Source organism: Microbacterium sp. bgisy207, from assembly GCF_965345035.1.
Taxonomy (GTDB): Bacteria; Actinomycetota; Actinomycetes; order Actinomycetales; family Microbacteriaceae; genus Microbacterium.
The window spans coordinates 207,775-232,164 of record NZ_CBDRMG010000002.1; the positions used below are offsets into that span (position 1 = coordinate 207,775).

Annotated in this window: 25 protein-coding genes and 1 tRNA gene; 15 read left to right on the forward strand and 11 right to left on the reverse strand. The window is 67.8% G+C overall.

Annotation, left to right across the window (positions count from 1 at the left end):
* Window positions 1-85: 85 nt before the first annotated feature.
* Window positions 86-793, forward strand: a complete 708-nt coding sequence (locus ACSGC5_RS02655; RefSeq protein WP_434969062.1) for an SDR family NAD(P)-dependent oxidoreductase — start codon at window positions 86-88, stop codon at window positions 791-793.
* 53 nt (window positions 794-846) lie between these two features.
* The gene (locus ACSGC5_RS02660; protein WP_434969063.1) at window positions 847-1,566 is read left to right on the forward strand and encodes a helix-turn-helix domain-containing protein; all 720 of its coding nucleotides are present in this window, start codon (window positions 847-849) and stop codon (window positions 1,564-1,566) included.
* Window positions 1,567-1,610: 44 nt separating this feature from the next.
* Here the strand turns inward: ACSGC5_RS02660 and ACSGC5_RS02665 are convergent, their stop codons facing one another.
* The gene (locus ACSGC5_RS02665) at window positions 1,611-2,681 is read right to left on the reverse strand and encodes a zinc-dependent alcohol dehydrogenase (protein WP_434969064.1); all 1,071 of its coding nucleotides are present in this window, start codon (window positions 2,679-2,681) and stop codon (window positions 1,611-1,613) included.
* The gene (locus tag ACSGC5_RS02670) at window positions 2,678-2,989 is read right to left on the reverse strand and encodes a Dabb family protein (RefSeq protein WP_434969065.1); all 312 of its coding nucleotides are present in this window, start codon (window positions 2,987-2,989) and stop codon (window positions 2,678-2,680) included. The genes ACSGC5_RS02665 and ACSGC5_RS02670 overlap by 4 nt, the downstream gene beginning before the upstream one ends.
* A gap of 149 nt (window positions 2,990-3,138) precedes the next feature.
* Here ACSGC5_RS02670 and ACSGC5_RS02675 point away from each other — a divergent pair, with 149 nt between their 5' ends.
* A complete protein-coding gene (locus tag ACSGC5_RS02675; RefSeq protein ID WP_434969066.1) occupies window positions 3,139-4,167 on the forward strand; it encodes a ketopantoate reductase family protein in 1,029 nt (342 codons plus the stop codon).
* Between the two features lie 62 nt (window positions 4,168-4,229).
* On the opposite strand, the gene ACSGC5_RS02680 is transcribed toward ACSGC5_RS02675, so the two are convergent.
* Window positions 4,230-4,937: a GntR family transcriptional regulator gene (locus tag ACSGC5_RS02680; protein WP_434969067.1), complete on the reverse strand. Its 708-nt coding sequence runs from the start codon at window positions 4,935-4,937 to the stop codon at window positions 4,230-4,232.
* Window positions 4,934-5,458, reverse strand: coding sequence for a VOC family protein (locus ACSGC5_RS02685; protein WP_434969068.1), 525 nt, complete (start codon window positions 5,456-5,458; stop codon window positions 4,934-4,936). Before ACSGC5_RS02685 ends, ACSGC5_RS02680 begins: the two co-directional genes overlap by 4 nt.
* A gap of 163 nt (window positions 5,459-5,621) precedes the next feature.
* On the opposite strand from ACSGC5_RS02685, the gene ACSGC5_RS02690 reads away from it, so the two are divergent.
* From ACSGC5_RS02690 to ACSGC5_RS02700, 3 genes are all read left to right on the forward strand, one after another.
* Window positions 5,622-7,796, forward strand: coding sequence for an alpha-ketoacid dehydrogenase subunit alpha/beta (locus ACSGC5_RS02690; RefSeq protein WP_434969069.1), 2,175 nt, complete (start codon window positions 5,622-5,624; stop codon window positions 7,794-7,796).
* A gap of 17 nt (window positions 7,797-7,813) precedes the next feature.
* Window positions 7,814-9,073: a dihydrolipoamide acetyltransferase family protein gene (locus tag ACSGC5_RS02695; RefSeq protein ID WP_434969070.1), complete on the forward strand. Its 1,260-nt coding sequence runs from the start codon at window positions 7,814-7,816 to the stop codon at window positions 9,071-9,073.
* A gap of 113 nt (window positions 9,074-9,186) precedes the next feature.
* Entirely contained in the window at window positions 9,187-9,825 is a 639-nt protein-coding gene (locus ACSGC5_RS02700) for an NAD(P)-dependent oxidoreductase (RefSeq protein ID WP_434969071.1), read from the forward strand.
* A gap of 15 nt (window positions 9,826-9,840) precedes the next feature.
* Here ACSGC5_RS02700 and ACSGC5_RS02705 read toward each other — a convergent pair whose 3' ends face one another.
* The 3 genes from ACSGC5_RS02705 to ACSGC5_RS02715 all read right to left on the reverse strand — a co-directional run bounded on the left by ACSGC5_RS02705 (window position 9,841) and on the right by ACSGC5_RS02715 (window position 13,330).
* Complete coding sequence (locus tag ACSGC5_RS02705; protein WP_434969072.1) at window positions 9,841-11,154, reverse strand: DUF4032 domain-containing protein; 1,314 nt, start codon at window positions 11,152-11,154, stop codon at window positions 9,841-9,843.
* Between the two features lie 76 nt (window positions 11,155-11,230).
* Entirely contained in the window at window positions 11,231-12,334 is a 1,104-nt protein-coding gene (locus ACSGC5_RS02710; RefSeq protein ID WP_434969073.1) for an ABC transporter ATP-binding protein, read from the reverse strand.
* Window positions 12,335-12,481: 147 nt separating this feature from the next.
* Window positions 12,482-13,330: an NAD-dependent epimerase/dehydratase family protein gene (locus ACSGC5_RS02715; RefSeq protein WP_434969074.1), complete on the reverse strand. Its 849-nt coding sequence runs from the start codon at window positions 13,328-13,330 to the stop codon at window positions 12,482-12,484.
* 157 nt (window positions 13,331-13,487) lie between these two features.
* Here ACSGC5_RS02715 and ppk2 point away from each other — a divergent pair, with 157 nt between their 5' ends.
* The 4 genes from ppk2 (at window position 13,488) to ACSGC5_RS02735 (ending at window position 16,840) form a co-directional block, all read left to right on the forward strand.
* A complete protein-coding gene (ppk2, locus tag ACSGC5_RS02720; protein ID WP_434969075.1) occupies window positions 13,488-14,396 on the forward strand; it encodes a polyphosphate kinase 2 in 909 nt (302 codons plus the stop codon).
* 150 nt (window positions 14,397-14,546) lie between these two features.
* Window positions 14,547-15,503 carry a DsbA family protein gene (locus ACSGC5_RS02725; protein WP_434969076.1) on the forward strand — a complete coding sequence of 319 codons (957 nt, stop codon included), beginning with the start codon at window positions 14,547-14,549 and terminating at the stop codon, window positions 15,501-15,503.
* Window positions 15,504-15,543: 40 nt separating this feature from the next.
* Window positions 15,544-15,619: transfer RNA gene (locus ACSGC5_RS02730), tRNA-Thr, on the forward strand.
* Window positions 15,620-15,859: 240 nt separating this feature from the next.
* Window positions 15,860-16,840, forward strand: coding sequence for a DMT family transporter (locus ACSGC5_RS02735; RefSeq protein WP_434969077.1), 981 nt, complete (start codon window positions 15,860-15,862; stop codon window positions 16,838-16,840).
* Window positions 16,841-16,850: 10 nt separating this feature from the next.
* Here ACSGC5_RS02735 and msrB read toward each other — a convergent pair whose 3' ends face one another.
* Window positions 16,851-17,255: a peptide-methionine (R)-S-oxide reductase MsrB gene (gene msrB / locus ACSGC5_RS02740; RefSeq protein ID WP_434969078.1), complete on the reverse strand. Its 405-nt coding sequence runs from the start codon at window positions 17,253-17,255 to the stop codon at window positions 16,851-16,853.
* Between the two features lie 109 nt (window positions 17,256-17,364).
* Here msrB and ACSGC5_RS02745 point away from each other — a divergent pair, with 109 nt between their 5' ends.
* The 5 genes from ACSGC5_RS02745 to groL all read left to right on the forward strand — a co-directional run bounded on the left by ACSGC5_RS02745 (window position 17,365) and on the right by groL (window position 21,399).
* A complete protein-coding gene (locus ACSGC5_RS02745; RefSeq protein ID WP_434969079.1) occupies window positions 17,365-18,375 on the forward strand; it encodes a DUF2332 domain-containing protein in 1,011 nt (336 codons plus the stop codon).
* 9 nt (window positions 18,376-18,384) lie between these two features.
* Entirely contained in the window at window positions 18,385-18,684 is a 300-nt protein-coding gene (locus tag ACSGC5_RS02750; RefSeq protein WP_434969080.1) for a DUF3263 domain-containing protein, read from the forward strand.
* A complete protein-coding gene (locus tag ACSGC5_RS02755) occupies window positions 18,684-19,283 on the forward strand; it encodes a LytR C-terminal domain-containing protein (protein ID WP_434969081.1) in 600 nt (199 codons plus the stop codon). The genes ACSGC5_RS02750 and ACSGC5_RS02755 overlap by 1 nt, the downstream gene beginning before the upstream one ends.
* Before the next feature lie 129 nt (window positions 19,284-19,412).
* On the forward strand, window positions 19,413-19,613 hold the full coding sequence (locus ACSGC5_RS02760) for a cold-shock protein (RefSeq protein ID WP_228176859.1): 201 nt from the start codon (window positions 19,413-19,415) through the stop codon (window positions 19,611-19,613).
* A 166-nt stretch (window positions 19,614-19,779) separates the two neighbouring features.
* On the forward strand, window positions 19,780-21,399 hold the full coding sequence (gene groL / locus ACSGC5_RS02765) for a chaperonin GroEL (protein ID WP_434969082.1): 1,620 nt from the start codon (window positions 19,780-19,782) through the stop codon (window positions 21,397-21,399).
* A 96-nt stretch (window positions 21,400-21,495) separates the two neighbouring features.
* On the opposite strand, the gene ACSGC5_RS02770 is transcribed toward groL, so the two are convergent.
* The 3 genes from ACSGC5_RS02770 to ACSGC5_RS02780 all read right to left on the reverse strand — a co-directional run bounded on the left by ACSGC5_RS02770 (window position 21,496) and on the right by ACSGC5_RS02780 (window position 24,389).
* On the reverse strand, window positions 21,496-21,783 hold the full coding sequence (locus ACSGC5_RS02770; protein WP_434969083.1) for a WXG100 family type VII secretion target: 288 nt from the start codon (window positions 21,781-21,783) through the stop codon (window positions 21,496-21,498).
* A 133-nt stretch (window positions 21,784-21,916) separates the two neighbouring features.
* The gene (locus ACSGC5_RS02775; protein WP_434969084.1) at window positions 21,917-23,677 is read right to left on the reverse strand and encodes a sensor histidine kinase; all 1,761 of its coding nucleotides are present in this window, start codon (window positions 23,675-23,677) and stop codon (window positions 21,917-21,919) included.
* Between the two features lie 19 nt (window positions 23,678-23,696).
* Window positions 23,697-24,389, reverse strand: a complete 693-nt coding sequence (locus ACSGC5_RS02780) for a response regulator transcription factor (RefSeq protein ID WP_434969086.1) — start codon at window positions 24,387-24,389, stop codon at window positions 23,697-23,699.
* Between the last annotated feature and the right edge of the window lies 1 nt (window position 24,390).

Consider the following 24,390-nt stretch of genomic DNA (forward strand, 5'->3'; position numbering starts at 1 on the left):
CGGTCGAGTTCACTCTAGTAAAGCTCTACTGGACATCGATGTCCAGTTTCACTTCGTCGGTGTAGGGAGAGCGTGAGGAGTTACCGTGAGCGAACGGACCATCGTCGTTGTCGGCGGAACATCGGGTATCGGACTGGAGATTGCGAAGGACTGCCTCTCGCGGGGCGACCACGTCGTCATCACCGGACGCGACCTGGAGCGGACCCGAGACATCGCGAGCGGCCTCGGGGAAGGTGCGAGCGGCGTCGCGCTGGACATCTCCGAACCGCACACCATCGCTGATCAACTCGCCGGAGTCGGCCGCGTGGACGGTCTCGTCCTCGCGGCAATCGAACGTGACGCGAATTCGATCCGCGACTACGACATCGACCGTGCGATCCGTCTGGTCACCCTCAAGCTGGTGGGGTACGCGGCGACGATCCGTGCGCTCCTGGACCGGATGGAGCCGAGCGTCGACACCGGAATCGTCCTGTTCGGCGGGCGGGCCAAGGATCTGCCCTACCCGGGGTCGACGACGGTGTCCTCCATCAATGGCGGCGTCACGGGCCTCATCAACACTCTCGCGCTCGAGCTTGCACCGATTCGGGTCAACGCGATCCACCCCGGGATCATCGGCGACAGTCCCTTCTGGGCGTCCAAGCCCGACGGCGTCCTGGAGCAGTACGAGCGGCACACCCCGGGAGGCAATCTGGCGACGATGGCCGACGTCGTGGATGCCACCCAATTCCTCCTGCGCAATCGCGGCGTTTCGGCGGTCAACCTCCCCGTCGACCGGGGAACCGTGTTGATGTAGTCGCGGCGTTCCGAGGTGGCGCGCATGTCCTGCTTTAGACTGAGCGGACGTTCGTGGCCGAGGAGTGGCTGCGCTGGTGGGAGATCATGACCGAGGGCCTGGGAGCCAAGCTCCGCGAGGTGCGCACTGCGAAAGGCATGAGCCTTCGCTCGCTTGCGCAAGCACTGGGCGTTTCCGCCTCACTCATCTCGCAGGTGGAGATCGGAAAGACGCAGCCGTCGGTGTCCACGCTGTTCGCGATGGCGAACCACCTCGGCGTCTCCTTGGACGAACTGGTCGGAAACGTCCCCACTGGGGGTCCCTCACCGATCGCTCCTGCGCCCGCCGCGCCGGATGCGTCGGTCGTTCGCCGCGCATCGGACTACCCCGTCATCGAGATGGAGAACGGTGTCCGCTGGGAGAAGCTCGCCAGCGTGCCCGGTGGCCCCGCCGACGCGCTCCTCGTGACCTACCAGCCCGGCGCGAGCAGCTCGGTCGAGGACCGGCTGATGCGCCATGCCGGAGTCGAGTACGCCTACCTGTTGGAGGGCGAGCTCACTCTGCAGCTGGACTTCGACACGTATGTGCTGCATCCGGGCGATTCGCTGAGCTTCGACTCGATGCGCCCGCACCTTTTTGTCAACCACACTGACCAGGTCGCGCGCGGGGTGTGGTTCGTCTTCGGCCGGCGCCCCCAGAACGAGACGATGCCGGCCGCGCGCGGCGTGCTTTCGCAGCCCGCTGCTCCGTCGTCGGCCGTGGATGTGCTGCGCGCGATGGAGCGGCTTCCCTGAGAGCGTGTCGGTCTTCCGCAGCCCCGCTCCGACGGTGACCGAGGTCAGGCTGGCGTGTGCGCGTGATTGGCGGGCCTGCGGGTCTCGATCCAGGGGTCGATCAACGTCTTGACCTGACCGGGAGCTCCGCTCAGCAGCGGTTGCAGCGCCCCGTCGACGACCTCGTCCAGCGGGAGGACCTCCGCGGCGACGTCCGACCAGTCGGCGCGCGCCGCGAGCAGCCGCACCGCTTCGGGGATGTCGTCACGGTAGACGTGGGCGACAGTTCCGACGATCGTGTACTCGCGCAACGTCCAGGATCCCAACGGAAGCGGTGGCTCCCCGCGCTGGATGCCGACCGGAACGATCGTTGCTCCGGGACTTGCGGCCTCGAGGACGGCCGCGAGTCCCGGAGCCGACCCCGAGACCTCGAAGAAGACATCCGGCACGATGCTCCGTTCGGCGAGGGAATCGTGAAGGCTCTGGGTGCCGGCCTGCACGGTCTCTTCCGCCCCGAGGGCGCGCGCCAATTCCAGTCGCTGGGCGTTGAGGTCTGTAACGAGCACGCGCGCTCCGGTGGCCGCCGCCGCATACGTGATGAACGCGCCGATTCCGCCGACGCCCACGACGACGGCGTCTTGGCCGGGCTGAAGGCCCGAGCGGCGCACCGCGTGAACCGCGATCGCCATGGGTTGGGCGAGCCCGAGCGTGTCGAGTGTCAGCCCACTCGCGGTCGTGTCCCAGACGATCGCCGCGGGGCAGACGACGTAGCCCGCAAGCCCGCCGTCGTGGTGGAAGCCGATGGTGGTGTACGACGTGCAGAGGTTGGTCCTGCCCGCTCGGCACATCTTGCACTCGCCGCACGACACGCCCGCGCCGCACACGACCGTCGCGCCCACGGCCAGGTCTGTGACGCCCTCGCCGACCTGCTCGATGATGCCGGCGAACTCGTGCCCGAGCGTGACGGGCGGCTGTGCGAGCACGAGCCCGCGACCGAACTCGGTGGCATCAGACCCGCACACCCCGCACACCCCGACTCGAACGAGCACCTCGCCTGGCCCAGGCTCGGGGACAGGCACGTTCTCCACCTGAAGATCGTGGACCTCGTGCAGCACCGCTGCGCGCATGGTGCTCATGCGAGTTCACCCTGCGTCAGGGGGAGCTGCGCGGCAGCGCGCTCGGCGAGCATTGCTCCCATGAGCTCGGCGTACACGCGCGCGTGGGCGGGATGGTCGAGGTACGCGTGCAGGCCGGCCTCATCGTCCACGATCGCGGCGACGGCATAGTCCATTCCGCTGGGCCGCAGTCGCAGATTCGGCCCGGCGACGTACGACCGCAACTCTGGGATCTGGGAGGCCATTGTCGTCAGGGCTGCCGTCAGTCGTGCAACATCATCGTCGGTGACGCTGTCGACCCACCGGAAGGATGCGAGGTGGAGGATCATGCTGTCCGCTCTCTGCGCTGATAGTGTCCAGTAACAGTGAACACTATCAGCCTCGGGGCCCAGATTCGAGACCCGGGCGACAGGGATGTACGCCGCTGCTGTATCGTGCGAGTGTTCCGGCAGCGGCGACGGACGAGGGGAGGCCGACGATGACGCGGATCGCGGTTCTGGGTGCTGGCGCCAACGGGGCGTCGATCGGCGCGGATCTCATCCGTGCGGGGGAGGATGTCACGCTCATCGAGCAGTGGCCGGCCCACGTCGAGCGCATGAGGGCCGATGGATTGCGCATCATCACGCCGGACGAGGAGTACCGTGTGCAGCCGGATGTCCGACACTTCTGTCAGGTGGCGGAGTTGCGCGGCCGGTTCGACGTCGTGCTGATGCTCGTGAAGGCCTATGACGCGGCGTGGGCTGCTCGACTTATCGAGCCGTACCTCGCCGACGACGGCATCCTCGTCGGCGTGCAGAACGGGATGACCGCCGGGGTCATCGCTGAGGCGGTGGGTCGGACACGGACTCTCGGGTGTGTGATCGAGTGCTCCGCGACGATGACGGATCCGGGAGTCGTCCACCGGCATACCCCGGTCTCCCGATCGTGGTTCGCGGTCGGGGCGACGGATGGCGGCCCGGCCCACCGTATCCCTGAGCTGGTCCGGATCCTCGGTCTGTCCGGCACGGTGGACGTCTTCGACGACATCTTGGCGGCGAAGTGGATGAGGCTCGTCAGCAACAGCACTCTGCTGGTCACTTCGGCGATTCTGGGGCTGCCGATGATCGATGCTCTTCAGCAACCGGGCTTTCGCGAGGTCATGGTCGCGGCGGGGAACGAAGCGATGCGAGTCGGTGCGGCGGAAGGGCACCCCGTTCTGCCGATCTTCGGTTTGAGCAGCGACGAGGTGAGTGACCCCGATCGGGTGGTGGACATCATGACGGACAAGCTGTTCGCGAGTTTCGTCGTTCCGGGAGCCACCACGACCGTGCTGCAGGACTGGGAGAAGGGGCGCCACAGCGAGGTCGACGACCTCAACGGTCATGTCATCGCCCGCGGCGCCGTTCACGGCATCCCGACCCCGGTCAATTCGCGGGTGGTCGAGCTGGCGCGCCTGATCGAGGGGGGACACCTCTCGCCGGCGGCCTCCCACCTCCCGGCTCTGCGGGAGCCGCTGGCCACGGTGTGATCTCCACCGCGGCCTGCTCGGTTCGGTGGGTGCGTGTCCTCGGATCCGGCGAAGCTCAGGGACTAACGAGGACCGAACCGGTCTGCGAAGATCTCCGGCGTACGGGCGAGCTGACGGCGTGTGCGCCGGATATGCGCAGCCAGCACCCGTTCGGCCTCGGCAGTGTCGTGGTCGCGCAGTGCCGCCACGATCAGGTGGTGCTCTTCGTGCGCGATGCGGCGCGCATCCGAGGTCCACGAGGCGACATAGCTTCGGCGGTACGGGGCTGTCATGTTCCAGAGCCGAAGCACCAGGTCCGACAGGTGAGCCGTGTCGGCTGCAGCGTAGCTGGCGTGATGGAACGTTGCATCGAGCGCGAGGAACGCCTCGGTGTCGTGGCCGGTGTTGCTGATCCGGTCGGCGAGCGCGGCGAGTTCGGTGACCGCCTCGTCGGAGAGGTGGGGAGCGCTGTACGACAGCAGGAGGGGCTCGAGGCGCTCGCGCATTCGGTAGATCTCCTCGCACTCGGCGAGCGTCATCGTCGACACCCACGCGCCCGCGTTGGGCACAACCGTCAACAGCCCCTCGTACTCGAGCTGGCGGATCGCTTCGCGCACCGGAACTCGACTCGCACCGTAGCGCGCAGCCAGATCCTCCTGGCGGACCCGTGTTCCCGGCGGTCGGCTGCCGTCGATGATGCCGCGTCGGATGTCGTCGGCGATACGGGCTCCCGCGTCACCGTCTCGACTTCGGGGACCGGCGATCGAGCTCAGGTGCGGCCCGCCGGTCACCGCGCCGGGTCCTTCGGATGCCACAAGAGCGTCGTGGCTCCAGCCTCGTACGCTTTGCCCGCGGGGTAGCTGACGAGCTCGAATTGCATGCCCCACGGGCTCCGGAAGTACAGCCATCGCTGGCCGGCGGATGCGCCGGCGCTGGCCACCGGGGTGCCCATGACCTCGACTTCGTGCTGTCGCAAGTAGTCCACGGCCGCGTCCATGTCATCGACATAGAGAGCGAGGTGGTGGCCGCCGATATCACTGTTGCGCGGCTGGGGGGCCTGTCCGTCGGCGCTGTCGTACTGGAACACTTCCAGGTTCGTGCCGTGTCCGAGTCGATAGAACCGGATCTCGCGGATCTCGGTGCGGGGGTCCACCCCGAGGTGCACGCTCATCCAGTCGTCGTCAGCGCGCTTCGCGCCAAGGGTGTAGACGTGTGTTGCGCCGAGGATGTCGACCAGGAACCCGTGCGCTTCATCGAGGTCGGGAACCGTGAATCCGACGTGATCGAGGCCGCGTACGCCGGGGAGTGCCATGTGAACCTCCTTGGTCGCGGGTGTTGGCTGGATTGTATCCAGATAGGCCGCTCAGGCTCAACAGAAACCGATTTCACCCACAAAAGTGTTGTGATTGGATGCAATCGCGCGTACAGTCTCAGCAGACAAGACCTGGATACGCAACGACGCGAGGGTGGATGAGATGCCGCGACGCCGACGACTGGAAACCGGCACCGACTGGGTGCAGCTGACGACGACCCCCGCCGACTGGAAGGCTGCAGGTCCCGACCTTCTCGGAACGATGCTCGCCGAACTCCACCTGATCCGTGCGTTCGAAGAGACCGTGCTCGCGCTCGCCGCGGAAGGGCTTGTCCACGGACCAGCGCACTCCAGCATCGGCCAGGAGGGCGGAGCCGTCGGATCGATCGTGGGGCTTCGCTCGACGGATGCCGTCAACGGCTCGCATCGCGGACACCATCAGTTCCTCGCCAAGGCCCTCACCCACGTCACCGGCGGCGCGGTGGACCCGCGCGATCCGGTCACGCCCGCCGTGCAGACTGTCTTGCAGCGAACCCTGGCCGAGATCCTCGGCCTCGCCCAGGGCTACTGCCGCGGACGCGGCGGGTCGATGCACCTGCAGTGGTTCGAAGCGGGGGCGCTCGGCACGAACGCGATCGTCGGAGGGGGCGCGCCGATGGCCGCGGGCAACGCCTGGGCCCAGAAGCACGCCGGCACCACCGACCTGACGGTGAACTACTTCGGTGACGGCGCGAGCCAGATCGGATCAGTGCTCGAATCGATGAACCTCGGGTCGGCCTGGCGGCTGCCGGTGTGCTTCTTCATCGAGAACAACATGTACGCCGTCTCGACCCACGTCGAGGAGATCACCGCCGACACGCGGCTGTCGGTACGGGGCCAGGGCTTCAGCATCCCAGGGTGGCGTGTCGATGGCATGGACCCTCTCGCGGTGTACCTCGCGATGACCGAGGCGGCCGAGCGCCTGCGTGCGGGGGAGGGTGCCACGATCATCGAAGCCGACGTCTACCGCTACTTCCACCAGAACGGTCCATACCCGGGGAGCGCCTTCGGGTATCGCACCAAGCAAGAAGAAGCGGACTGGCGCGCGCGTGATCCGCTCACGCGCGTCGCCGCTGAGATGCACACGCTCGGCCAGATCACCGAGGATGAGGTCGCCGAGCTTCGCGCTCGCTCCCAGGCGGCGATGGAAGCCGCGGTTGCGGAGCTCATCGAAGCCGATCCCGATCGGGACGGGCGCCGCCGCATCCGGCCGGAGCTCTGGCCCGATCCGAGTTTCGTCGATGTCGGCATCCGGGGAGATGCCAGCGAGCTCGAGGAGCTGCCGATCCTCGACGCCGCCGCGACCCGGGAGATCACCTTCGTCGACGCCGTGGCTGAGGTCATGGCCCGGCGGATGGAGACCGATGAGCGCATCGTGGTGCTCGGCGAAGACGTCCACCGGCTCAAGGGCGGCACCAACGGCGCGACGAAGGGCTTGGCTGAGCGTTTCCCCGGCCGAGTCGTGGGTACCCCGATCAGCGAGAACGGGTTCTTCGGACTGGCAGGCGGGCTCGCTCTCGACGGGCGTTTCCGGCCGGTGGTCGAGTTCATGTATCCGGATTTCATGTGGGTCGCAGCCGATCAGGTCTTCAATCAGGTCGGCAAGGCGCGACACATGTTCGGCGGAGACAATCCCGTGCCGCTCGTGTTGCGCACGAAGGTTGCGATGGGCTCCGGGTACGGATCCCAGCACCTCATGGATCCAGCGGGCGTGTTCGCGACCGCGCCCGGGTGGCGGATCGTCGCACCGTCGACGGCGGCTGACTACGTCGGTCTGATGAACGCCGCTCTCGCTCTCGATGACCCTGTGCTGGTGATCGAGCACGTCGACCTCTACAACACGGTGTCAGCGGTGCCCGACGGGGACCTTGACGGCATCCTGCCGCCGGGGCGCGCCGTGGTGCGCCGTGAAGGCTCCGATGTCACGGTCGTGAGCTACCTGTCGATGGTGGGGCACGCGCTCGAGGCCGTCGAGCAGACCGGGATCGACGCGGAGGTGATCGACCTCCGGTGGCTTGACCGGGCCTCCCTGGACTGGACGACGATCGAGGCGAGTGTGCGCAAGACCAACGCCGTGCTGATCGTGGAGCAAGGCGCTCGCGGCACCTCTTACGGCGCGTGGCTTGCCGACGAGATCCAGCGCCGACTGTTCGACTGGCTCGACCAGCCCGTGGAACGCGTGACGGGAGGCGAAGCCAGTCCCAGCATCTCCCAGGTGCTCGAGCGCGCCGCGATCGCACGGACCGAGGAGGTCGTCGCCGGGCTCGAACGGGTCCGCGCCGCGTGGGGAGGTCGATGATGGCCACAGTCATCCGCATGCCCGAGATCGCCACCGGCACCGGTGTCGCGGCCGTCCAATCCTGGCTGGTGGCGGTCGGCGATGAGGTGACCAAAGGGCAGCCCATCGCCGAGATCGAAACCGAGAAGGCTGTCGTGGAGTACGAGGCCGAGGACTCCGGGGTTGTCGCTGCGCTGCTCGTGAGCGCGGGGGAGGCGACTGCCGTCGGCTCCTCCATCGCTGTCCTCGGCGCGCCCGGAGAGTCCGCCGAGGAGGCGATCGCGGCCGCGGGGGCGTCGCCGGCAGGCGGGTCGGGCTCCGAGGATGCCGCGCGGGCGGTGAACGCGAGCGAACGATCGGCCACGGCGTCCGACCTGCCCGTGCCCACCGCGGACGGCGAGCCTGACCCCTCCCGGGCCGACGATCCTGCACCGGCCGGACGGATCTTCGCGACGCCGCTCGTCCGCCGTCTTGCGCGCGAGCGCGGCATCGACCTCACGAGTGTTTCCGGCACCGGGCCGAACGGACGCATCGTGCGCCGAGACATCGAGGACCTCAGGGCGACGTCGCCCGCATCCGATCCAGCCGCTCGCGCCGTGGGAACCTCGCCGGACGCGGCCTACACCGATATCCCGCACACCGGCATGCGGCGTGCGATCGCCCGCCGTCTCACCGAGAGCAAGACGACGGTGCCGCACTTCTACCTCGTCGCGCACTGCCGAGTCGACGCGTTGCTGGAGCTTCGGCGGCAGATCAACCTGGCGGAGACGGTTCGGGTCTCGGTCAACGACCTCGTGGTCAAGGCGGTGGCTGCTGCGCTGCGCGATGTGCCCGAGGCGAACGCGATCTGGACAGAGGACGCGACGCGTCGCTTCACGTCGGTGGATATCGCGGTAGCCGTGTCCGTCGAGGGGGGTCTGCTCACGCCGGTCGTGCGCGGCGTGGAACGGATGCCGCTGAGCGAACTGAGTGCGACGATCCGCGACCTCGCCGACAGGGCGCGCGCGGGGCGGATCAAGCAACACGAGCTGGACGGCGGGTCCTTCTCGGTCTCGAACCTCGGCATGTATGGGACCACCGAGTTTGCGGCGATCCTGAACCCGCCCCATGCCGGGATCCTTGCCGTCGGCGCGGCCGAGAAGCGGCCGCTGGTCGGGGCGGATGGCGGGATCGAGGTCGCGACGATGATGACGGTGACTCTGTCGGCCGACCACCGTGTGTGGGATGGCGCGCTCGCAGCCCAGTGGCTGGCAGCTTTCCAGCGCCGGGTCGAGAACCCCGTCTCCATCCTGGTCTGAGCGAGCCCCGGCCTCGCGTCGCTCGCCGTGGCGGCGCGAGGGAATAGCGCGGCCCGTGACCGGTTTGATCCAACGACGGCCTGCTCGGGCCGCATCGGCAGAAAGGGACCACAATGGCTCGTATCGCAGTGCTCGGAGGAACCGGCTATGCCGGATCGCACATCGTCAAGGAAGCGGTCGACCGCGGTCACACCGTGGTTTCGGTTGCGCGGTCAGTGCCATCGGAGCGGGTGCATGGTGCGACGTATGTCGAGGGAAGCATCCTCGACGTTCCCGGGCTCGTCGAGGAGCTCGCGGGTGTCGATGTCCTCGTGTCTGCTGTCGCGCCGCGCGGCGACATGCTCGGCAAGGTCCGCCCCGCGATCGAGCAGCTGCTGTCGGTGCTGCCCGGGGATGTGCGCATCGGCGTGATCGGCGGCGCGGGCGGCAGCCTTGTGGCTCCGGGCGGACCGCGGGTGATCGACAGCGGCTTTCCCGAGGAGTTCAAGCCCGAAGCGTTCGAAGCGATCGGCATCCTCGAGGACCTGCAGGCCGACACGTCCGGGAGGGACTGGTTCTTCGTCCACCCGGCGGGCGGGTTCGGCGCCTGGAATCCGGGTGAGCGCACCGGTACCTACCGGACCGGCGGCGACGTCATCGTGACGGATGCCCAGGGCGAGTCGTTCATCTCGGGGGCGGACCTCGCCGTGGCGGTGCTCGATGAGATCGAGAACCCCCAGCACGTTCGGGCGCGCTTCACCGTCGGATACTGACCGGCGCCGGTCTGCTCAGACCAGATCGCGCCAGTCGGTCGGCCCCGTCGACGGGCTGCGCGTGGTCGGAATCGCATCGGTGACGATGGGGATCGCGAGGGTGTCGGTCGGCGGACCCATCACTGTCGCTTCGTCGCGGCGGTACCGGAGGACGTCGTCGATGTAGCTCGTGACGGCCTCCGCAACGGGAACCGACTGACCCCGCGCCTGCGACATGTACCACCGGTGTTCAAGGAACTGGTGGTAGACCTCGGCGGGCTCGAGCTTGGCGCGCAGATCGAACGGGATGGCGCGGATGACGGGCTCGAACACCCGAGTGAGCCACTCGTGAGCGACCATCTCTTCGTCGTCGCCTGCCCGCGATCCGCGCGCCTGGAACTCGTCGAGATCGTTCAGCAGACGGCGAGCCTGGTTCTCCTCGACGTCGAGTCCCGTCAGACGGATGAGTCGGCGTTGGTGGTGGCCCGCATCCACGACCTTGGGCTGGATGGATACACGGGTTCCGTCGGCGGTGGTCTCCATCGACATCTCGCCGATGTCGAAGCCGAGTTCGTTGAGGCGCTCGACGCGCTCGGTGATCCGCCACGCCTCGCGTGCTTCGAAAGTCTCGATCTCGGTCAGTTCTCGCCAGAGCGATCGGTAGGCGCTCATGATGCCGTCCGCGATCTCGACGGCATCCACCCCGCCCTCCAGGCGTCCGCCGGCCTCGAGGTCCATGATCTCGCCCGCGATGTTGGTCCTGGCCACGTCAAGGTCGTGCTCCCGCTGCCCGGGGGTCAGGCCGCTCTCGTGCAGCTCACCGGTCTCGGCATCCACGAGGTAGGCCGCGAACGCACCGGCATCACGACGGAACAGCGTGTTCGAGAGCGACACGTCGCCCCAGAAGAACCCGACGTTGTGCAGCCGCACCAGGAGTACCGCGAGGGCATCGACCAGGCGCGTCGCGGTCGTCGGGCGAAGCACCTGGGTGAACAGGGCCCGGTAGGGCAGCGAGAACTTCAGGTGCGCGGTCACCAGGGCTGCCGGCAGCGGTTCACCCTCGGCGTCCCGTCGTCCGGCGATGACCGCGACCCGTTCCACGCACGGGGCGTCAAGGCGGGCGAGGTTTCCCAGCATGTCGTACTCGCGTCGTGCCATCTCCTCCGTCGTCTCTTTGATCGCGACGACCCGACCCGACAGGCTCGCGAAACGGACGGTGTGGCGAGAGATGCCCTTGGGGAGGGAGACGATGGTGTCAGAGGGCCACTCGACCAGCGGCACAGACCACGGCAGAGTCAGCAGGCCGGGATCGACGGTGCTCGCTGTGATGGACAGCTGCGTGTGCGACATCCGTTCCTCCGCATCGGGGTGACATGCGTGACGGCGCGGACGTCCCAGACATCCGCGCCGTCACGATGGGGAAAGGTCAGACCGAAGCGACGGCCTTCTCTGTCAAGCGCTCGCCCGACTCGAGGTCGAACAGGTGCACGTGGTCGAGGACCGGCGCCAGCACGACGGTCTCACCCGCGTGCGGGTGGCTGCGGCCGTCGACGCGAGCGACGACATCCGTGCGCTTGCCGTTGATGTCGGCGTGACCGTACAGGTAGCCGTCGGCACCGAGCTCTTCGACGAGGTCCACGACCACCGACAGGCCCTTGCCGTCGGCCGGCGCGACCTCGATGTCCTCGGGACGGACGCCGATCGTCAGCTCCTTGCCGGTGGCCTTGGCGAGCACCTCGCGCTCGACCGGCACGAGGTGGGTACCGAAGTTGACGCCGCCGTCGACGATGTCCACCGGGAACAGGTTCATGGCGGGGGAGCCGATGAAGCCCGCGACGAAGATGTTCTTGGGCGCTTCGTACAGGTCTCGGGGGGTGCCGACCTGCTGCAGGATGCCGTCCTTGAGCACCGCGATGCGGTCGCCCATCGTCAGAGCCTCGGTCTGGTCGTGGGTCACGTAGACGGTGGTGACTCCCAGGCGGCGCTGCAACGAGGCGATCTGGGTACGGGTCTGCACGCGCAGCTTCGCGTCGAGGTTCGACAGCGGCTCGTCCATGAGGAACACCTGGGGCTGGCGCACGATCGCGCGGCCCATCGCGACACGCTGACGCTGACCACCCGAGAGGGCCTTCGGCTTGCGGTCGAGGTACTGCTCGAGGTCGAGGAGCTTGGCAGCCTCCAGGACGCGGGCGGCGCGCTCGTCCTTGTTGACGCCGGCGATCTTGAGGGCGAAGCCCATGTTCTCGGCGACCGTCATGTGCGGGTACAGCGCGTAGTTCTGGAACACCATCGCGATGTCGCGGTCCTTCGGCGGGACGTCGGTGACGTCGCGCTCGCCGATGCGGATGTGACCCGAGTTGACCTCTTCGAGGCCGGCGAGCATGCGCAGCGAGGTGGACTTTCCGCAGCCGGAGGGGCCGACCAGGACGAGGAACTCGCCGTCTCCCACTTCGAGGTTCAGCTTGTCGACCGCGGGACGGGTTCCACCCGGGTAGAGGCGGGTTGCGTTGTCAAAGGTGACGGACGCCATTTCTTCTTCTCCTTCACCGGCAGGTACGTGCCGGACGATCCGTTGTGAGGATGAGCGGGGGCTTGGCCCGCACGCCCGTCATCGGGCGCACCTGTCAGTATGCCACTCCCACCTGGGAGCGACCAGCGAGGGCCGCGGTGCGAGGGGTCAGACGTGATCGCGCCAGGAATACTGCGGGGCGTAGCCCAGCATCCGTCGGGCCTTCTCGATCGACAGCAGCGTGTGGTTCGCCCCCACCTCGCCCTTCACGGGGACATCGGGGAACACCTCAGCGAGCAGTTCGGCGTTGGGCCGGGACATCACCGTGTCGGCGGCGGCGATGATGTACTGCTCGAAACCGGCAGGCGCGACCTCGAGCGCGCGCGCCACCGCCTGCGCGCCGTCGCGGGCGTCGATGTAGCCCCACAGGTTCCACTTGCGTGTCCGTGCGTCGGCGTCGAAGTCGGGGAAGGCCGCGTAGTCCTCGGGCACCATGACGTTCGAGAAGCGCAACGCCGTGATGGACAGGTCGGGATGCCAGCGCACCAGCTCGTGCGCCATCCGCTCTTCCAGCGTCTTCACGAGCGAGTACACGCTCTCGGGGCGAGGCTCGTACTCCTCGTCGACCGGCACATACGGTGGCGGGACGTCGAAGGGAAGTCCGAGGACCGTCTCGCTCGAGGCGTAGACAAGGCGACGGATGCCGAGTCTCACGCTCGCCCAGAAGACGTTGAACGTCGCCGCCATGTTGTTGTGGAAGACAGCCACGTCGGAACGGATGCCGGGAGCGGGGATGGCCGCAAGATGGACGACCGCGTCCACGCCTCGTTCGTCCCGGTCCCCGAGGCCCGAGAGCGCATCGATCACCTGCCCGTAGTCGGTGAGATCGACCTGCAAGAAGCCCGGCGCGGGGCTGCCGGCGATGTCCATGCCGATCACCTCGTGGCCTGCGGCGCGCAGGTCGCGGACCACGACGGTTCCCAGTTTTCCGGTCGAACCGGTCAGAGCGATACGCATCTGTCCAGCCTCCCACGCGCTGCGGCCCCTCGGGTGCGAGGGGCGATCGTCACCGGATGTTCACCCCGGGGTGGTCTAGGGTCTCGTGCGACGCAGCTGAGTGGGCGACAATGCGAACGGGGTGTGCGCGATCCCGACGGCGCACTCGGAGGTAGCCATGTTCGAGAACGTTCCTGCCGGCGACATGCGGGCCTACATCGAGTACCTGCGCGAGCGCGGCTACACCGTCCGCGACGGGCATACCCCCGACCCGGACCTGATCGACCCGCAGGGCAACCCCGTCTACACCTGGCAGGAGGGGTACCCCTACGCGGAGCGGATGAGCCGGGAGGAGTACGAGCTCGAGAAGTACCGCCTGCAAGTCGAGCTGCTGAAGTTCCAGTACTGGCTCGAGGACACGGGCCGCCGCGCGATCATCCTGTTCGAAGGTCGCGATGCCGCGGGCAAGGGCGGCACGATCAAGCGGTTCACCGAGCACCTGAACCCGCGCACCGCGCGCGTGGTCGCGCTGGCCAAGCCCAGCGACCGCGAGCACGGCCAGTGGTATTACCAGCGCTACATCCAGCACTTCCCGACCTCCGGCGAGATCGTCATGTTCGACCGTTCCTGGTACAACCGCGCCGGCGTCGAGCGGGTGATGGGGTTCTGCTCGGACGAGGAGTACGAGACGTTCATGGAGCAGACGCCCTCGTTCGAGCGGATGCTGGTCGAATCCGGCATCCACCTCACGAAGTTCTGGTTCTCGGTCTCGCGCACCGAGCAGCGCACCCGCTTCGCCCTGCGCCAGCTCGATCCCGTGCGCCGGTGGAAGCTCTCACCCATGGATATCGCCTCGTTGGACAAGTGGGCCGAGTACACCGTCGCGAAAGAGGAGATGTTCCGCCGCACCGACAAGAAGTACGCGCCGTGGACGATCGTGCGTTCCAACGACAAGAAGCGGGCGCGCATCAACGCTATGCGGTTCTTCCTCGGGCAGTTCGACTACGACGACAAGGATGTCGACGTCGTGGGCACACCCGACCCGCTGCTCGTGATGCGCGGCAAGCAGGAAGAAGCCGACGAGTAACACCGCCGTCGAGAAAGGGGCCATGTCTGGGCTTTTCCCAGGCTCTCTGGCTACCATCGGGGGCGGTGGCCGTCACCTGAGCGGCACCCGGGCCGGCACCACGGCCCCCTGCCGGGCACGGCCCGGCCCCTTGTTGTGTGAAGAGGTTCCATGTCGAGCGACCAGACGCCCAGCGGCGAGCAGCCCGCGGCGCCCGAAGCTCGCGACCGCCGCGAAGCGGTACGCGAGAAGGCCCAGAAGGTCCACGCGAAGCAGACGCGCGCGCGCCGCATCCGTGCCGGAATCATCGGTGTGGGGATCGTCGCGGTGGTCGCTGTCGTCGCGGTGTCAGTCACCTGGGCCGTCACCTCGACGACCTCCACGCGCGCGCTCACCCCTGCTGCCGCGAAGGCTGACGGATTCCCGGTCACCGCGGTCGGCGGTGTCGTGGTCGCTGCCGAGGGCGTTGACGACAGCACGTCACTGGAAGCGGGCGCGACGACGACCGCGACCCCGGAGCCGACCCCCGTGGCCACCGAGGCTCCCGAGATCGAGATCCGCGTCTACGTGGACTACCTGTCGACCGGCTCCGCAGAGTTCCAGTTCGCCAACGCGCCGCAGCTGTCGACGTGGGTCGAGGAGGGCGCCGTCAGCCTCACGTACTACCCGGTGGCGATGCTGACCGCGAAGTCCAACGGCACCAAGTACTCGTTGCGCGCGGCCGCGGCATCCGCCTGCGTCGCCACCCACGCGCCCGAAGCCTTCTTCGCGTTCAACAACGCACTGCTGAGCCAGCAGCCGGATGTCGACGCCGACGGATACTCCGACACCGAGCTCGCCGACATCGCGCAGGCATCCGGGGTGTCCAGCCCCAAGGTCGTTCGCGGCTGCATCGAGAACGGTGACTTCCTGGCGTGGGCCAAGAAGGCCACCGAGCGCGCGGTCGAGGAGATCCCGGGGACGGACGGCGAGCAGCTCACCGGAACGCCCCTGGTCCTCGTGAACGGGTCGGTGTACGTCGGCGCGCTCGATGACCCGAAGGAGTTCGCGCAGTTCGTTCTCACGATCGACTCCGACGCCTACTACCAGACCCCGACGCCCACACCGACCCCGACCCCGACTTCCTGAGGCAGGGAGGACAGCGGCGCCCCGATAGACTGGGGCATCTGCCGACGTGGCGCAATTGGTAGCGCACCCGACTTGTAATCGGGCGGTTACGGGTTCAAGTCCCGTCGTCGGCTCCACACACGTCGGTGTCGCGATTGGATGCCGACGCCGACGTTGTCATCGGGCGGTTACGGGTTCACGTCCCGTCGTCGGCTCCACGTACGTCGGTGTCGCGATCGGATGCCGACGCCGACGTTGTCATCGGGCGGTTACGGGTTCACGTCCCGTCGTCGGCTCCACGTACGTCGGTGTCGCGATTGGATGCCGACGCCGACGTTGTCATCGGGCATCGCCGCCGTCTCGGGCAGAATGAACCGGTGACGTCCGGCAGAGCAGCGACGGCCCTCGGGCTCCTCGGCACTGCCCTGGTCGGCGCCCTCACCGCGCTGCAGGTTCGCGCCAACGGCCAACTCGGTCACCGTATCGACGACAGCACGTTGGCAGCGGCGTTCTCGTTCGGCTCGGGACTCGTTCTCATCGCGGTGATCGCGGCGCTCACCCCTGCGGGACGGCGCGGACTCCTGGCGCTCCGCGACGGCGTGCGCGCGGGCAGCATCCGGTGGTGGATGCTGGCAGGAGGGCTCGCCGGCGCGTTCACGGTCTCCAGTCAGAGCCTGACCGCCGGCATCATCGGTGTGTCGCTGTTCACCGTCGGATTCGTCGCGGGCCAGATCGTCTTCGGTATCCTGATCGATCGGATCGGCTACGGGCCCTCCGGCGTGGTGCCGGTGACGGTCCGCCGAGTGACAGGAGGCGCTGTCGCACTGGTCGCCGTGGGGATCTCCGTGACCGGAGGAAACCTCACCGGAGTTCCGTGGTGGATGTTGCTTCTGCCGCTCCTGTCAGGTGGCGGGGTCGCGTGGCAGCAAGCGACGAACGGCAGACTGCGCGGAGCAACCGGATCCGCAATGGCCGCCACAGTGGTCAACTTCTTCGGCGGCACGATCGTCCTGGTGCTGATCGCTGCCGTGCATGTCGTCGCCGTGGGGCTCCCGACGAGCTGGCCGAGCGACCCGTGGCCGTACCTGGGGGGTGCACTCGGGGTGGGTTACATCCTGTTGTCTGCCGCTCTGGTGCGCAGGACGGGTGTGCTGCTGCTCGTTCTCGGTTCGGTGGTCGGTCAGCTCGTGACGGCGCTCGTGTTGGACGCGATCTGGCCGGCGCCGGCCAGTCCGGGCCTCGCGCGCGAGGTGCTGGTGGCGCTCATCGCTCTTGCATCCGTCGCCATCGTCGTTGTGCCGTGGTCACGGGTGTGGTCACGAGTATGGTCACGTGCGCGGCCGGGACCGCGCACGTGACCACGCGCCATCAGGACTCTTCGGGAGTGAAGTTCAGAGCGATCGAGTTCATGCAGTACCGGTCGCCGGTCGGGGTCCCGAACCCGTCGGGGAAGACGTGCCCGAGATGGGAGCCGCACTGGGCGCATCGCACTTCGGTGCGCACCATGCCGTGGCTGCGGTCCTCGATCAGTTCGACCGCCTCGGGTCGCACCGATTCGTAGAAGCTCGGCCATCCGCAGTGCGAATCGAACTTCGTGCCGCTCTTGAACAGCTCATTGCCGCACGCGGCACAGGTGTACAGGCCCGCGCGGCTCTCGTCGAGCAACTCGCCGGTCCAGGGGCGTTCGGTCGCGGCCTCGCGCAACACGGCGTACTGGTCGGCGGTGAGCTCTGCGCGCCACTCGGACTCGGACTTCTGGGTGGGATAGGACATTGTTCCTCCTCAAGAGAAGTCAACACGAATCGGCGGCGGACTGTTCCGTTCTCGTGACGCTCATCGTCGCGAACGCCTCGTGAGCGGCCCCTGCCCTCACAATGGGGGGATGCTGCCCACAACGGATGCCGAGGCGGCCCGCGTCGCGGAGCGCTACCGCCGCTTCGCGACCGAGGAGGCGCCGGGGCGCTCCGAGCTGTACGCGCAGTGGGCCGACGGAGTGGCGAACGACCCTGTCGCGCAGCGTCTCCTGGCCCGCCTTCCGGCGGCGCGCCGCCAACCGCCCCTGGTGTTCGCGGTCACCCGGATGCTGGGAGCGGCAGAGGGGGACTATCCGGCGTGGTCGCGCTGGTTGGCGGAGCACGTCGAGGCCGTCGCGGCCGAGTGCGTGGCCCGCGGACTGCAGACCAACGAGCCCCTGCGGTGCGCGGCTCTGCTGCCCGCGCTCGCCCTCGTCGACGGCCCTCTTGCGCTCCTCGAGGTCGGCGCCAGCGCGGGACTGTGCCTGTACCCCGACCGCTACTCCTACCGCTATGAGGACGGACCGGGCCTCGATCCGGTCAGTGGGCCATCGCCGGTCGTTCTTCGCAGCCGCGCGCAGGGGCTGCCCGAGCTTCGCCCTCCCGAGGTCGTGTGGCGCGCCGGCATCGACCTCGCGCCGCTGGATGCGGCATCCGTTGCCGACCGTCGCTTTCTGACCTCGCTCGTGTGGCCGGGCGAAGAGGGGCGCGTCGAGCGGATCACCGCGGCGCTGGACCTCGTCCGTGAGGATCCTCCGCTGCTGGTCGCGGGGGACGCGACCGCCGACGGGCTTCTCGCCGGGGCTGCCGAGGCCGCGCCCGCAGGGGCGACGCTCATCGTGACCACACCGGGCGTGCTGCCCCATATCCCGCGCGCGGGACGTGAGCGGTTGTTCGCACAGATCGATGCGCTGCGCGCGACGCGGCCGGGCACGCGCTGGGTATCGATCGATCCGCCTGCGCTTCACCATCGCTGGGGCAGGGATGCCGCCAGCTGGCCCGGTTTCGTGTTGGGGATGGACGAGAGAGCGCTTGCCGTCGTCGACCCGCTCGGAGCATGGGTGGAGTGGCGCGCCGCGGATGTCGCAGCTCGCGGATAACCTCGCACCGTGCCCTTGAACGAGCGTGAACGCGCGATTCTCGACTTCGAATCGTCGTGCCGCCTGCGCGGCTGGGCGAAAGAGGAACAGATTCGCCAGACGTTGGGGATGTCGCCTGCGCGGTACTACCAGCTGCTGGTGCGGATGCTGGACTCGGTCGACGCGCAAGCGTACGACCCGCTGCTGATGGGACGGCTTCGCCGCCTGCGCGATCGTGGTCGGGCAGGGGGACGGTCCGGTTCGGTCGGTGGCGACGCCGCGACCGGTACGCGCAGGGTTTCCCTCGGCGGCATCGGTACGATCGTCTGATGCCGAAGTCCCCGTTCCCACGCGATCGATTCGACGACCTGCCTGAGGACGTCGGACGGGTGGGCGCGCATCGCGCCGAGCAGCCTCACATGCGTGGGGGAGTCGTGTTCTTCTGGGCGGCGCTGGCGACCGTCATCCTGATCGCTGTCGGGATCTTTGCGACCTTCGTCGTCGCGGGGCGTATCGTGCTCTTTCCCGAGGCGGCGCCCGAGCCCACCCCGACCGTGACGGTCGATCCTGTCGTCGACACCTCCTATTCGGTGTTGATCCTCAACGCCACCCCCGAGACGGGGCTCGCGACCCAGATGAAGGATCAGCTCATCGCGGCAGGGTGGGTGCCGGAGACGGTCCTGGCAGGTCAAGCGGGAACCGATGACTTCCCCGAGACGACCGTGTACTACGCGACGGATGCCGACCTTGCCGCCGCCCTCGGGCTTGCGGACGTGATCGGGGGTGCCGCCGTGCAGCAGAGCACGATCTACCAGCCCACCGACGACCCGGCGACAGAAGCCGACGAGGGCGCCGTGAAGCAGCTGACGATCGTGATCGGCCTCGACCGCACGGCTGCGGGCGCACCCACTCCGGAGCCCACCGGCTGACGCGCGCGGCCCCCGTGTTTCCGGGCCGTAACAAGGTGAAGACGCGCGTGTCAATACTTCCCGTGGCAGCGGTTTCGGCGCGATCTCGGTGCATACGATGACGGTGTCCCACCAGCATCAGGAGTACGCATGGCCCAAGGCACCGTGAAGTGGTTCAACGCCGAGAAGGGGTACGGCTTCATCACTGTCGATGACGGTCAAGACGTGTTCGTCCACTACTCGAACATCGACATGACCGGTTTCCGTGTTCTCGAAGAGGGCCAGAAAGTCGAGTTCACCGTCGGCACGGGCCAGAAGGGCCCGCAGGCGGAGTCCGTGCGCGTCGTCTAGCATCCGCCCACGACAGGTCTCGTGAAGGGACGGATGCTGCCGCATCCGTCCCTTCGTCGTCTTCGTCGCGTGCGGCTTGCACTCCCCATGGTCGAGTGCCAGAATGGGTTAGCACTCCGTATCGCTGAGTGCTAAGACCTAGCCCCGTCCGGGAGGGACGACACACATGGCAAAGATGATCGCTTTCGACGAGGAGGCCCGTCGCGGCCTCGAGCGTGGCCTGAACATTCTGGCTGACGCCGTGAAGGTGACGCTCGGCCCCCGCGGCCGCAACGTCGTGCTCGAGAAGAAGTGGGGCGCCCCCACGATCACGAACGACGGCGTTTCGATCGCCAAGGAGATCGAGCTCGAAGACCCGTACGAGAAGATCGGTGCGGAACTCGTCAAGGAAGTCGCCAAGAAGACCGACGATGTCGCCGGCGACGGCACCACGACCGCTACCGTTCTGGCTCAGGCGCTCGTGCGCGAAGGTCTGCGTAACGTCGCGGCCGGCGCTGACCCCATCTCGCTCAAGAAGGGCATCGAGAAGGCCGTCAAGGCAGTCACCGACGAGCTGCTCGCCGGTGCGAAGGAAGTCGAGTCGAAGGAGCAGATCGCCGCGACCGCGTCGATCTCCGCCGCTGACACCGAGATCGGCGCTCTCATCGCCGAGGCCATCGACAAGGTGGGCAAGGAAGGTGTCGTGACGGTCGAGGAGTCGAACACGTTCGGCACCGAGCTCGAGCTCACCGAGGGTATGCGTTTCGACAAGGGTTACCTCAACCCCTACTTCGTGACCGACCCCGAGCGGCAGGAGGCGGTCTTCGAGGACCCCTACATCCTGATCGCGAACCAGAAGATCTCGAACATCAAGGACCTGCTGCCGATCGTCGACAAGGTGATCCAGGACGGCAAGGAGCTCCTGATCATCGCTGAGGACGTCGAGGGTGAGGCTCTCGCGACTCTCGTGCTCAACAAGATCCGCGGTATCTTCAAGTCGGCAGCCGTCAAGGCTCCCGGCTTCGGCGACCGTCGCAAGGCGCAGCTGCAGGACATCGCGATCCTCACGGGCGGCCAGGTCATCACCGAGGAGGTGGGCCTCAAGCTCGAGAACGCGACGCTCGACCTGCTGGGCCGTGCCCGCAAGGTCATCATCACGAAGGACGAGACCACGATCATCGAGGGTGCCGGTGACGCCGCGCTCATCGAGGGTCGCGTGACCCAGATCCGTCGTGAGATCGAGAACACCGACAGCGACTACGACCGCGAGAAGCTGCAGGAGCGCCTGGCGAAGCTCGCCGGCGGCGTGGCCGTCATCAAGGCGGGCGCGGCGACCGAGGTCGAGCTCAAGGAGCGCAAGCACCGCATCGAGGACGCCGTCCGCAACGCGAAGGCTGCCGTCGAGGAGGGCATCGTCCCCGGTGGTGGCGTCGCGCTCATCCAGGCGGGCACGAAGGCCTTCGCGGGTCTCGAGCTCACCGGTGACGAGGCGACCGGTGCGAACATCGTGAAGGTTGCGATCGAAGCGCCGCTCAAGCAGATCGCGCTGAACGCCGGTCTCGAGCCGGGCGTCGTGGCCAACAAGGTCTCGGAGCTGCCCGCAGGTCACGGTCTCAACGCCGCGACCGGCGAGTACGGCGACCTCTTCGCGCAGGGCATCATCGACCCGGCCAAGGTCACGCGGTCTGCGCTGCAGAACGCGGCGTCGATCGCGGGTCTGTTCCTGACGACCGAAGCGGTTGTCGCGGACAAGCCCGAGAAGGCTCCGGCTATGCCCGCCGACCCGTCGGGTGGCATGGACTTCTGAGTCCGGCTGCATTTCGCACCGAGGGCCCCTCCCGCGTGGAGGGGCCCTCGGTCGTTCGTGGCGCGGCCCGCGGCATCCTGCCCGCTGCCAGCGGCCTCAGCGGAACAACCCGAGGGTGAGCTGCTCGGCATCCGCGTACTGGTGCCCCGCGGTCTCGAGGGCCGCACCGATGGCGCTGAGCGCTTCTTCGACCTGTGCATTGGCCGCGCGCCATTGATCGATGACCCCCGCGAAGGCGAGGGATGCCGCGCCGGTCCACTGCGACTGCAGGCCGGTGAGTTGGGCGAGCATTGCGTGCGTCTCGGTTCGCACGCGGTCGGCGGTTGCGCGCACACCGGCTGTCGCGGCGAGAACAGCGTCGCTGTCGACGGAATAGACGGCCACAGGAACCTCCCGATGTCGTGACTGTGGCCCACACGCTACGGCCCGGTGGGGGTCTGCCGCGGCGACGCGTCGATTCCCGCGGCACCGCGACAGCTCTTGGATGCTGGGGAGGAAGCCCCGACCCGGTGCCGGCTCAGCTCGTCGGGTCGTCCCGGAGGTCTGCAGGGAGCCGTTCCAGCGGTTGCGTCTCGAGGAACGCGTGTTCGGCGGGGTCCAGGTGGTGCGCCAGCGGGAAACCCACCCGGAACGTCGCCCCTCCGCCCGGCGTGTCCAGGACGCGGACCGAGCCGTGGAGCGACTCCACGATCGAGGCGACGATCGACAGCCCCAGCCCCGACCCGCCGGTCTCGCGCGTGCGAGAGGTGTCGGCACGCCAGAAACGCTGGAAGATCTTGTCCTTGATCTGGTCGGGCACCCCCTCGCCGTGGTCGACGACCTCGATCCAGCCCGACTGTGCGGCGGCGTCGACGCCGACGCGGAGTTCGATCGGGGAGTCTTCCGCCGTGAAGCGACGGGCGTTCCCGATCAGGTTCGTGATCACCTGTCGGATGCGATTCTCCTCCCCGAGCACGATCGGCGGCAGGGCCACGGGCGCTGAGGACGAGGGGCCGAGATCAAGTGGCGCGATCACGATCTGCTCGGTCGTGGGTGCGGCACCGCGTCCGTCCCGGGGCCGCCGACGCAGCAGGATCGAGCCGGCACGGCTGAAGGCGGAGCGGGGGCGCTTGGGTGTCTCGGGAGTGTCGGTGGAGATCGGCGGCGTGACAACTTCGGAGGGTTCGACGATCGTGGTGTCGATCACCGCGACCGGTCGTTGCGGTGAGGCCGCGCGAACGTCGAGTGCGGCATCCCGAGCAAGCGGGCGCAGATCCACGGGGCTGAACTCGATCTCTCGACGTTCGTCGAGCCGGGCCAGCGCGAGGAGGTCTTCGACGAGAAGCCCCATGCGGACGGCTTCCTTCTCGATCCGCTCCATCGCCTGCGCCACGTCTTCTTCGGTGCGGATCGCCCCCATCCGGTACAGCTCGGCGTACCCGCGCACCGTGACCAGGGGCGTGCGCAGTTCGTGTGAGGCATCACCGACGAAACGGCGCATCTGCCGCACTGTTGCGTCCCGCTGAGCCAGCGCCGCGTCGATGCGTCCGAGCATCGCATTGATCGCGGTCTTCAGGCGCCCCACTTCGGTCGCGGGTGCGATGTCGGTCATGCGCTGACCGAAGTCTCCCGCGGCGATCTCCATCGCCGTGTTCTCGACCTGGGTGAGGCTGCGGAACGCGAGAGTGACCAGCAGTCGGATGGCCACGGCTCCCAGCACGATCGTGATCACCGAGAGGATGCTGTAGATGCCGAGGTAGGTCGCGAGGGTCTGTGTCACCGTGGCGAGAGGAACGGCGATCATTTGCGTGTAGAAGACCGTCGTTCCCTCCACTTCGATGAGGGCGGAGGCGGCGCGGAACTCGGTCCCCGGTGCCGTGCCCGGGATGGTGAAGGGTTCTTGCTGCTGCGCCAGCGCGCTCTGCGTCGGAAGATACTCGGCCGGGAAGTCGGGCTCGTTGCGCTGCCGCCCCCCGCCGGCGCTCGCGACGAAGTCGCCTTCCTGGTCGTAGATCGCGACGAAGTAATCCGTCGGAACCGATTCGCTCTTGGGCACGAACGCCGGATCCGCGAGAAGGTCGATGTCGAACAACGCGCTGACGCCCGCGCCGGCCAGCTGGGAGACCTGCGTGTCGACGTTGGCGAGGAGCTGGCTGCGCAAGAAGACGGTGGTTCCGATCCCCGTCGCCAACAGACCCAGCGCCAGGATCGACACGGCGACCCCGGTCACCTTCGCGCGCAGACTGATGCTGCGCCACCATCCGGTGACCGCGTCGGTCTTCTCGGCCCGCCCGGTCACGGTGTCCCCGACGGATGCCTCACGCCGACTTGCCTGCCTTGAGCATGTAGCCGAACCCGCGCTTGGTCTGGATCAGCGGCTCGGACGAGTGCGGGTCGATCTTGCGGCGCAGGTACGAGATGTAGCTCTCGACGATGCCGGCGTCGCCGTTGAAGTCGTACTCCCACACGTGGTCGAGGATCTGCGACTTGCTCAGCACGCGGTTGGGGTTGAGCATGAGGTAGCGCAGCAGCTTGAACTCCGTGGGGCTCAGGTCGATCGAGACATCTCCTACCGACACGTCATGCGTGTCCTGGTCCATCGTCAGCTCGCCGGCACGGATGACCGACTCCTCGTCGGTCTGCATCGTGCGCCGCAGGATCGCCTGGATGCGAGCGACGATCTCGTCGAGGCTGAACGGTTTGGTCACGTAGTCGTCGCCGCCGGCGTTGAGGCCGGTGATCTTGTCCTCGGTCTCGTCCTTGGCCGTCAGGAACAGGATCGGCGCCGTGTAGCCCGCACCGCGCAGGCGCTTGGTGACGCTGAAGCCGTTCATGTCGGGAAGCATGACATCGAGCAGGATGAGGTCGGGTTCCTCTTCGAGGACGGCCGAGATGGTCTGCGCGCCGTTGGCGACGGCCTTCACCTGGTATCCGGCGAATTTGAGGCTCGTCATCAGCAGGTCGCGGATGTTCGGCTCGTCGTCGACGACGAGGATGCGGGGTGCGCTCATG